Raw genomic sequence first — 9,111 nt, 5'->3', positions numbered from 1 at the left:
GGCCCGCCCCGTACCCCGCCGCCGCGCTCCCGGCCGGTCCCGCGGGGCCGGGCGGTCCAGGCCAGGGGCCGATGGTGTCGTTGCCGCTGCCGCCCGCACCGGCCCCGGCGCCCGACCCCGCCGCGAGCCGCCGGACCCTGCTGACCATCGCGGCGGCGGCCGTCGGCGGGCTGATCGTGGGCGGCGGTTCGGTCGCCGCGCTCGGGTCCGGCGACACCGCCCGGGCGACGGACGACAAGCCCGCGCCCGAGCCCCGCCGTACGCTCCCCGGCCAGGCACCCGAACCGCGCTGGATCTACGCGCACCCGGCCTCCGAGTCGTCCCCGCTCACCACCGCGCTCTGGCAGGACAAGCTGCTCGTGGTGACCAGCGAGAGCCAGGCCAGCGCCGTGGACCTGCGCACCGGCAAGCGACTGTGGCAGCGTGCGGACGGGGCGAAGGGGCAGGCCGCGCTGGCGGCGGGCGCCGATCTGGTCTTCGTGGCGAGCCCGACGGAGTTCCTGTGGCTGTCGCCGAAGAACGGCAAGGTCGTGCACCGCGTGCGCTACACCGAGGCCTTCGACGACCTGCCGGGCCTCACCGTCGGGCGGCTGGCCGGGAGTTCCGGGCCGGTCATCTGGTTCACCGGGTCGCACACGGTCACCGTGAAGGCCCCGAAGCCGAAGAAGGGCAAGAAGAAGGGCAAGGACAAGGAAGTCGTCGAGGCCTACTTCTTCGCGTACGACATCGTGCAGCGCAAGGAGCTGTGGCGCACCCCCGTGCCCGCGGGCCGAGCCCCCGGCACCCCCGCCTACCGGGTGGTCGCGGAGCGCTCCGCCGACGTCCTCGTACGGCAGGACGCGGCCAGTCTGACGGCGGCCGAGGTCAAGAAGGCCAAGGGGAAGGGGTCGGTCCGCTCGTTCGACCAGAAGACCGGCAAGCTGCTGTGGACCAGGCAGTACGGCGCGGCCTCCCTGGAGGCCGCCACCTCCGGCGACGAGGACGGAACGCTGTACGCGGCGGTCGGCCAGGACCTCCAGGCCTTCGAGGCGGACACGACGAAGCCGCTGTGGCGCGTCGAGGGCAGTGCCGGTTCGTGGTTCGGCACCCCGCTGATCGCCGGGCCCCTGATCCATACCACCGAACGCAGTCGGCTGGTCGGCGCGGTGGAGCGGGAGAGCGGCCGGCTCGTGTGGCGCCGCTCCACCGAGGTGCCGGGCACCGGCCCCGCCCCCTCGCTCACGCTGAGCGGCAGCGAGAAGACCCTGATCGCCTCCGACGCCGTCCAGGTCACGGCGTTCTCGGCGGCCGACGGCGAGCGGCTGTGGAAGTTCCAGGACATCGGGTCGGCCGACCCGAAGGGCGAGACCGTCCGCGCCTCGTATCGGACGCTCGCCTTCGGCAAGACCGTCGTCGTCCAGCGGGACCGGTCCTTCTACGCCTTCCCGGTGGCCTGAGGCAGACCGACACCCTTACGTCATCACCGCCGCCGTCCGGGGGATGCCCCGTGCGGCGCGCCGCACGGTGCTTGCATCACCCGTCATCGAGTGACCGGATTAATAGGATTCGCTCACTTATGGACGGGCCCGTTGCCGGGCCGCGTCTCCGTCACGGAGGTGATGTCGTGTCAGGCAGGCTCCTGCGCGCGGTCTGCGCGACCGTGCTGACGACGGCGCTCACGGTCTCGCCGGCCACCGTCGCATCGGCCGAGCCCGGCCCCGTACCGTCCGAGGAAGCCGACGCGACGGACACCACGGACACGGACACGACGGACGAGAACGCGGCCGAGGTCGACGCCGAGACCGCCCTCGCCGCCCCCGAGGCACCCAGAAGCGTCGCCGCCCTGCTGCGCGAGCTCCAGACCCGCTACCGGGCGGCGGAGGAGGCGAGCGAGACCTACAACGCCACCGCCGAGAAGCTGAAGCAGCGCACCGCCCGGCTGAAGAAGGTGAACGCGGACCTGGCGAAGGCGCGGGCCGCACTGGAGATGAGCCGCGGGGACGCCGGGCGGCTGGCCCGGGAGCAGTACCAGGGGCGTACGGAGTTCTCCGCGTACCTCCGGCTGCTCCTGGCGCACGACCCCCAGCGGGCCCTGGACCAGAGCCACGTCGTGGGGCGGCTGGCGGCGAACCGTGCGGCGACGGTGGACCGGCTCACCGACTCCGCCCGGCGCGCCGACCGGTTGGCCGCCGCCTCCCGCAAGGCGCTGGACCAGCAGAAGAAGCTCGCCGCGCGACAGAAGAAGCAGCGCGACGCCGTGAACGGCAAACTCAGGGAGGTCGAGGGGCTGCTCGCCACGCTCTCCGAGGAACAGATCACCCAGCTCGCCGGTCTCGAACAGCAGGGCGTGGACAAGGCTCAGCGCGAGCTGGTGGCCTCCGGGGCGCTCAGCTCCACCCGGCCGCCCACCCGGCAGGGCGGCGACGCGGTGGCGTACGCGGTCCGGCAGATCGGCAAGCCGTACGTGTGGGGCGCCGAGGGACCCGACTCCTTCGACTGCTCCGGGCTCACGTCCCGGGCCTGGTCGGCGGCGGGGCGGACGATCCCGCGCACCTCGCAGGAGCAGTGGAAGCAGCTCCCGAGGGTGCCGGTGTCCGCGCTGCGCCCCGGGGACCTGGTGATCTACTTCCCGAAGGCGACCCATGTGGCGCTGTACATCGGCGACGGCCTGGTGGTGCAGGCGCCCCGCCCCGGGGCGAAGGTCAAGGTCTCACCGCTGGCGTCGAACCCGCTGCTGGGGGCCGTACGCCCCGACCCCGGCGGCGCCCCGCTGTCCACGTACACCCGCCCGGAGCTGCCCGAGGGCGCGCGCGACGGTTCGGACACGGGGTACGGCACGGACGCGGCGCCGAACAGCCCTTAGGACGGACCTCGGCGGCCGGACCGGCGGTGCGGGTCCGGCCGCCGAAGCGGGTGTGTTTCTCAAGCCCCGGTGACCGAGGCCAGGTACGCGTTCGTCTTCTCGGGCTCGAAGAAGAAGTTGTCGAAGTCCGCCGGGTCGTTGAACCCGTTGGCGAAGCGGTCCGCGACCGGCTGGAGCTGACCGGCGGCGCCGATCAGGTTCAGCACGTGCTCCGGCGGGACGCCCAGCATCGCGTTGGTCCACTTGGTGACGTGCTGCGCGGTCTCCCAGTAACGGTCGAACGTGGACTGCATCCACGCCGCGTCGAACTCCTTCTCGCCGTGCTCGATGATCGAGTCCAGGTAGGCGTTCGCGCACTTGGACGCCGAGTTGGAGCCCTGGCCGGTGATCGGGTCGTTGGCCACGACGACGTCCGCGACGCCGAGGACCAGGCCGCCGCCGGGCAGCCGCCCGATCGGCTTGCGGACCGTGGGGGCGTAGCGGCCGGCGAGGGTGCCGTTGGCGTCGGTCAGCTCGACCTTGGTGGCGCGGGCGTACTCCCACGGCGTGAACTTCTCCATCAGCTCCAGGGTCTTCGCCAGGTGCTCGGAGGGGTCCTTGATGCCCTGGAAGGCGTCGAGCGGCCCGCCCGGGATGCCCTCCCAGAACAGAATGTCGGCGCGGCCGGAGGTGGTGAGCGTCGGCATGACGAACAGCTCGCCGACGCCCGGCACCAGGTTGCAGCGGACCGCGTCGAACTCCGGGTGCTCCGGGCGCGGGCCCATGCCGTGGACGTAGGCGACGGCCAGCGCGCGCTGCGGGGCGTCGAACGGCGAACGGGCCGCGTCCCGGCCGAACATGGAGACCAGCTCGCCCTTGCCCGCCGAGACCATGACCAGGTCGTAGGTGCGGGAGAAGTAGTCCAGGTCGGAGACGGCCGCCCCGTGGATGACGAGCTGTCCGCCGCGCTGGGCGAAGGTCTCCATCCAGCCGGCCATCTTCACGCGCTGGTCGACGGACTGGGCGTACCCGTCCAGCTTGCCGACCCAGTCGATGGCGCGGGAGGAGTCGGGGGCGGCGACGGAGACGCCGAGTCCCTCGATCTTCGGGGCCTGGGACTCCCAGAAGTTCAGCTGGTAGTCCCGCTCGTGCTGGAGCGCGATCTCGTCGGCGGTCCGGTTGGACATCAGGGTGACTTCGTAGCCTCTGGACTGCAACCCCAGGGCCAGCTGGAGCCCGGACTGGCCGGCTCCGACTATGAGTATCTTCCGCATCGCGGCTCTCCGTGCTCCGTCGTTTCTGATTCGAGGCGTCAGGCGGGTGTGACGTCGAGAGCATGGCCCACGAGGGCCAGCAGTGACTCGACGACGGTGATCCTGTTACGCGCGTCCATGATCACTATCGGCACCTGCGGCGGTACGGTCAGGGCCTCCCTGACGTCCTCCGCCTCGTAACCGGGGGTCCCCTCGAAGTGGTTGACCGCCACGATGTAGGGCAGGCCGCAGCTCTCGAAGTAGTCGAGCGCCGGGAAGCAGTCCTCCAGACGCCGGGTGTCGGCGAGGACGACCGCGCCGATCGCCCCGCGCACCAGGTCGTCCCACATGAACCAGAAGCGCTGCTGGCCCGGGGTGCCGAAGACGTACAGGACGAGGTCGTCGTCGAGGGTGAGACGGCCGAAGTCCATGGCCACCGTCGTGGTGGTCTTCTCCGGCGTCGCGGAGAGGTCGTCGGTCTCCTCGCTGGCCTGGGTCATCAGCGCTTCGGTCTGGAGCGGGGTGATCTCGGAGACCGAGCCGACGAACGTCGTCTTGCCGACGCCGAATCCGCCCGCCACCACGATCTTGGTGGCAGTGGGGGCGCGGGTGTGGTCGAGCTGCCAGGCCTGGAGGGCTTCCTCCGGCTGGTCCTGGGGCCGGGCCGGCCGGTCGTCCCGGGAGTCCGGCTGACGCGGGGCGAAGAGCGGCGCCTCAGAGACGGCGGAGTCCATTGAGCACCCTTTCGAGCAGTGCGCGGTCGGGCTGGCCGGTGCCGTGACCGGTTCCGTACACGCGGATCTTTCCTTGGTCGGCCAGGTCGCTGAGCAGCACCCGGACGACTCCGAGCGGCATCTTCAACAGGGCCGAGATCTCCGCGACCGTACGCATGCGGCGGCAGAGTTCGACGATGGCCTGGAGCTCCGGCATGACCCGCGAGGCGAGGTTGCCGTTGGTGAGTTCGCGGCGCTCCTCGGGTGCTTCGAGGGCGGCGACGAACGTCTCGACCAGCAGGACGTGCCCGAACCGGGTGCGGCCGCCGGTGAGGGAGTACGGGCGGACCCGGGCGGGGCGCTTGTCGGCCCCGCGGACGGGGAGCCGGGGGGCGGGTTCCGCTGCGGCGGTGGTCACAGGGCGCTCTCCATCGATTTGCGCAGCTCACTGCGGAGTTCGGGGGTGAGGACGTGTCCGGCCCGGCCGACGAAGAGGGCCATGTGGTACGCGACGACGCTCATGTCGCAGTCCGGGGTGGCGTGGACGCCGAGGAGGGAGCCGTCGCTGATCGACATGACGAAGACGCTGCCCTCGTCCATGGCGACCATCGTCTGTTTCACGCCGCCGCCGTCCATCAGCTTCGCGGCTCCGACGGTCAGCGAACCGATGCCGGAGACGATCGTGGCCAGGTCGGCGCTGGATCCCTTGGGGCCGTCCGACGGTCCGGCGGCCTTCGCCTCGTGATGGCCGGGGTCGGAGGAGAGCAGCATCAGGCCGTCGGACGAGACGACGGTGACCGAGTGGACCCCTGGCACCTCCTCCACGAGATTGCTCAGCAACCAGTGAAGGTTCCGGGCCTCGGTACTCAGCCCGAATGTGCTGGGCGCAGTCAACTGCGTGCCTCCTCGACTGTGTCCCCCGTCTCTTCGTTCCGTGTGTCCTGTGCGGCGCCCGTGGTGTGCGCGGTGGTGCTCTCGTGCCCCGTGCGCCCCGTGGGTACGCCCCCGGGCTCGGCGGCGGCGATGCCGCCGGTCTCGGCGATCTCGGCCTCGACGTCGCGCCGGCCTTCCTTCGCCGCCTGGTGGAAGCTGCCGAGCCGGCGGCGCAGGGCGTCCCGGTCGAGGCTGCCGGTGCGGCCGGGGACGGGGGTCGCGTCGGGCCTGGTCACCTTGGGGGTGCGCTTCGGCAGCCCCTTGTCGGTGACACGGCCGGCCTCCGGGCGGCGGGGACCGGGGACGGTCTCGGCGGGGGCGTCGGCCCTTCCGGTCACCTCGGCTGCTCCGGCCGCCTCGGCCGCCTCGGCGCGGGGCGCGGGGCGGGACGCGGGCCCGTCCGGGTCCTGGTCGCCGGGGCCGGTCTCGGCCGGGCGCTCGTGGCGGTCGGGGCCGATGGCGTAGGGGTCGGCCGGCGCGGGGGCTGCCGGGGCGGCCGGGTCCGCGGGCGGCTTCGGCAACCGGACCTGCAGCGTGATCTCGGACTCCGACTCGGCGCCGGTGTCCGTGTCGGCGGCCGCGTCGGTCTCGGCTTCCGCGACCGGCTGCTGGGCGTCCTGTGCCTGGTCCGGCAGCGGTACGGCGGTGGCTTCCGGGCTCTCGTCGGCGTTCTCGGCCGGAGCGCTCCCGGCGTCGGCGCTCGCGGAGGCGTCGGCGTTCTCGCGGATCGTCCGCTCGGCGGCGGCGATCATCGGGTCGGCGTCGGCCGGGCCGGGCTCGACGGCCGTCTCGGGGGCGTTCCGTGCGTCGGCGACCGGCTCGGGCAGCGCGGCCGGCTGCGGTGAACGGCTGGGCAGGGCGTTGGAGTTGGCCTCCGCCACCGAGCCCGGGAGGTTGAGCGTGGGTGCGTCGCCGGGCAGTTGCACGGCGGGCGGGTTGGCGGCGGGCAGCGTCTTGGGCAGCAGGGCCTGCGGCAGGACGACGACGGCCGTCACTCCACTCCCCTTCTGCTCGCGCAGCTGGACCCGCACCCCGTGCCGGGCGGCCAGCAGCGACGTCACCTGGAGACCGAGTCCGGCGCCGTCGGCATTCTGCTCACCGACCTCGAACGAGGCCGGGTCGGCCAGCCTGGCATTGAGCTCTTCCATCCGGACCGTCGACATGCCGATGCCCTCGTCCGACACGGAGAGCATCACCTCGCCGCTCTCCAGCAGCCAGCCGGACAGCTCGACATGGGAGTCCGGCGGGGAGAAGGAGGTGGCGTTCTCCAGGAGTTCGGCCAGCAGATGGCTGAGGTCGTCGGCGGCGAACCCGGCGATCTGGGCGTGCGGCGGCAGGGACTGGATGGTGACCCGCTCGTACCGCTCGATCTCGCTGACGGCGGCGCGCGCCACGTCGACCAGCGGGATCGGCCCGGCGTGGCTGTGGCCGTGCTCGGCGCCCGCTAGGACGAGCATGTTCTCGCTGTGGCGGCGCATGACCGTGGCCATGTGGTCGAGCTTGAAGAGGGTGGCCAGGCGCTCCGGGTCCTGCTCGCGCTCCTCCAGGCCCTCGATGACGCCGAGCTGCCGCTCGACGAGGCCGAGGGTGCGCAGCGAGAGGTTGACGAAGGTGTGGTGAACCGTGTTCTTGAGCTGTCCGAGCTGGGTGGTCAGCTCGGCTGTCCGCTCCTGGAGTTCGGTCCGCTGCTGCGCCAGGGATTCGCGGCTCTTGATCAGGCCGGAGCGTTCGGCGGTGAGGCTCTCGACGCGTCCGCCGAGGTCCTGGTGGAGGTCGGTGAGCTTGCCGTGGAGGGCGTTCATCGACCGGACGACCTGGGCGAACTCGTCGTTGCGGCCGGTGTAGCGGACCGGTTCGGCGTTCTCGGGGTCCTCGACCAGGCGCGCGGCGCCGATGCGCAGGACGGCGAGCGGCTGGGTGAGGGTGCGGGCGACGGCGGTGGAGACGCCGACGGCGAGGAGGAAACAGCCGCCGAGCAGGGCGATGGCCAGTTCGAGGGCGGTGACGTCGTCGTCGCGCAGCCCCTCCAGGTCCTGGACCTGGCCGGTGGTCAGGGCGGACTCGACGCTGCGCATCCGGTCGACGCGGGCGGAGAGCGCGGCCTCCAGCTTCCGGGGGCTGACCTTGCGGTCCCCTTCCGACAGCTCGGGGCGGTCGGTGAGGCGGGTGAGGTACTTCTCGGCGTCGTTGACCTCGGAGCCGGTGACGGTGGCGGAGAGCTTGTCGCGGGCCTCCGGGTCCGCCGCCTGGTCGAAGTCGGCGAGCGCGGCCAGCTCCCGCACCCGGGCCTGCTGGGCGGCGGAGCTCAGCTCGTCGCGTTCCCGGTCGGCCCGGGTGGCGCCCTCGTCCTGGGTCTGCACGGGCAGCCCGGTGAAGGGGTCGGTCTGCGGGCCCGTCGGCTCGGGGCTCGGCACGGCGAGCGCGGCGAGGAGGAGGCCGCGGGTGGCGGAGGCCTGTTCGGAGGCGCCGCCGAGGGTGAGCGGGGCCCGGGTGGCGTCGGCGGCGCGCGGCGGGGTCTTCTCCGCGAGTTCGGCGGCGATGCCGTGCAGCTTGGCGATGAGGTCGGAGTACGCCTGGTGCGCCTCCAGGGCCGAGCCCTTGCCGGTCAGGGCGGAGCGGCGCAGGGAGGGGACCGTCGAGAGGTCACGGCGCAGGGCCGCGGAGGCCGCTTCGTGGATCTCGTCGATCTGCTGGTCGACACGGGTGGTGCGGGCGGTGCGGTTCTTCGCGCTGACGCCGTCGTCGCCTTCCTCGGCCCGGCCGGCGGCGATGTACGCGGTGACGGCGTCACGCTCGTCGGCGAGGGAGTGCCCGAGGGTGACCGCCTGCTGGTTCAGCTCGGCGAGGGTGACCAGCCGCTGGGACTCGGTGAGATCGGCGGAGGCTCCGAGCACGGCGGGGGTGCCCGCCGCGACGACGATGACGCCGACGACCGCGACCCCGGCGACCAGTCGGCTGCGCACCCGCACGGTCCGCTTGTCCGCACCGGGTGCCGGAGGCATCGCCCCTGAACCGTCGCGCGTCGTGCCCTTGCTCCGCGGCCGCTTCTTCTGCACCGGTGCTCGCAATCTTGACTCGTCCACCCTTGAAGCAGAGGTGACGCACGGTCACATGGAAGGGCGCCCCGCTCCTGGTACGGCTTCCGACCATTCCAGCGCTTATGAGAGGGGGGCGCGCATCAACCGCTCCGCCACTCGAAGGAGTGAACATCACTCTGGAGTTGACGAACAAGTCTCCCCCGCCGGACCCCTGACCATGCGTGGACCACGGGGTGGAAGTTCCGCTCCGCCTTTGGCAGGATGCCCGCCCGCACGCTCCCCGGAGCCCTTCCCTCCGCCTCGTGCGCCCGCGTTGACCTGCTGGTACAGGCCATCTTCGGCCGCGTGCGGGG

At 72.5% G+C, this 9,111-nt stretch carries 7 protein-coding genes; 2 read left to right on the top strand and 5 right to left on the bottom strand.

What is annotated here, in order from left to right; genetic code table 11:
• Both D3105_RS07120 and D3105_RS07115 read left to right on the top strand, forming a co-directional pair.
• Nucleotides 1–1,436: PQQ-binding-like beta-propeller repeat protein (locus D3105_RS07120; RefSeq protein ID WP_240646827.1), on the top strand; the 1,436-nt coding region annotated here is incomplete at its 5' end.
• Nucleotides 1,437–1,603: 167 nt separating this feature from the next.
• Entirely contained in the window at nucleotides 1,604–2,842 is a 1,239-nt protein-coding gene (locus tag D3105_RS07115) for a C40 family peptidase (protein WP_118901079.1), read from the top strand.
• A 59-nt stretch (nucleotides 2,843–2,901) separates the two neighbouring features.
• Here the strand turns inward: D3105_RS07115 and D3105_RS07110 are convergent, their stop codons facing one another.
• Genes D3105_RS07110 through D3105_RS07090 form a run of 5 tightly spaced genes read right to left on the bottom strand, consistent with a single transcriptional unit; the run spans nucleotide 2,902 to nucleotide 8,776 of the window.
• Nucleotides 2,902–4,095, bottom strand: coding sequence for a styrene monooxygenase/indole monooxygenase family protein (locus D3105_RS07110; protein WP_118901077.1), 1,194 nt, complete (start codon nucleotides 4,093–4,095; stop codon nucleotides 2,902–2,904).
• Nucleotides 4,096–4,133: 38 nt separating this feature from the next.
• Nucleotides 4,134–4,808 carry a GTP-binding protein gene (locus D3105_RS07105; protein ID WP_118901075.1) on the bottom strand — a complete coding sequence of 225 codons (675 nt, stop codon included), beginning with the start codon at nucleotides 4,806–4,808 and terminating at the stop codon, nucleotides 4,134–4,136.
• Complete coding sequence (locus D3105_RS07100) at nucleotides 4,789–5,205, bottom strand: DUF742 domain-containing protein (protein ID WP_006127542.1); 417 nt, start codon at nucleotides 5,203–5,205, stop codon at nucleotides 4,789–4,791. The genes D3105_RS07105 and D3105_RS07100 overlap by 20 nt, the downstream gene beginning before the upstream one ends.
• Nucleotides 5,202–5,681 carry a roadblock/LC7 domain-containing protein gene (locus tag D3105_RS07095; RefSeq protein ID WP_030579655.1) on the bottom strand — a complete coding sequence of 160 codons (480 nt, stop codon included), beginning with the start codon at nucleotides 5,679–5,681 and terminating at the stop codon, nucleotides 5,202–5,204. The genes D3105_RS07100 and D3105_RS07095 overlap by 4 nt, the downstream gene beginning before the upstream one ends.
• Entirely contained in the window at nucleotides 5,678–8,776 is a 3,099-nt protein-coding gene (locus tag D3105_RS07090; protein ID WP_118901073.1) for a sensor histidine kinase, read from the bottom strand. Before D3105_RS07090 ends, D3105_RS07095 begins: the two co-directional genes overlap by 4 nt.
• Nucleotides 8,777–9,111: the final 335 nt, after the last annotated feature.

It is taken from the genome of Streptomyces globisporus, assembly GCF_003501885.1.
Lineage (GTDB): Bacteria > Actinomycetota > Actinomycetes > Streptomycetales > Streptomycetaceae > Streptomyces > Streptomyces globisporus_D.
Note: the sequence above shows the minus strand (reverse complement) of the source record. Positions and strands in the feature narration are given on the sequence as shown.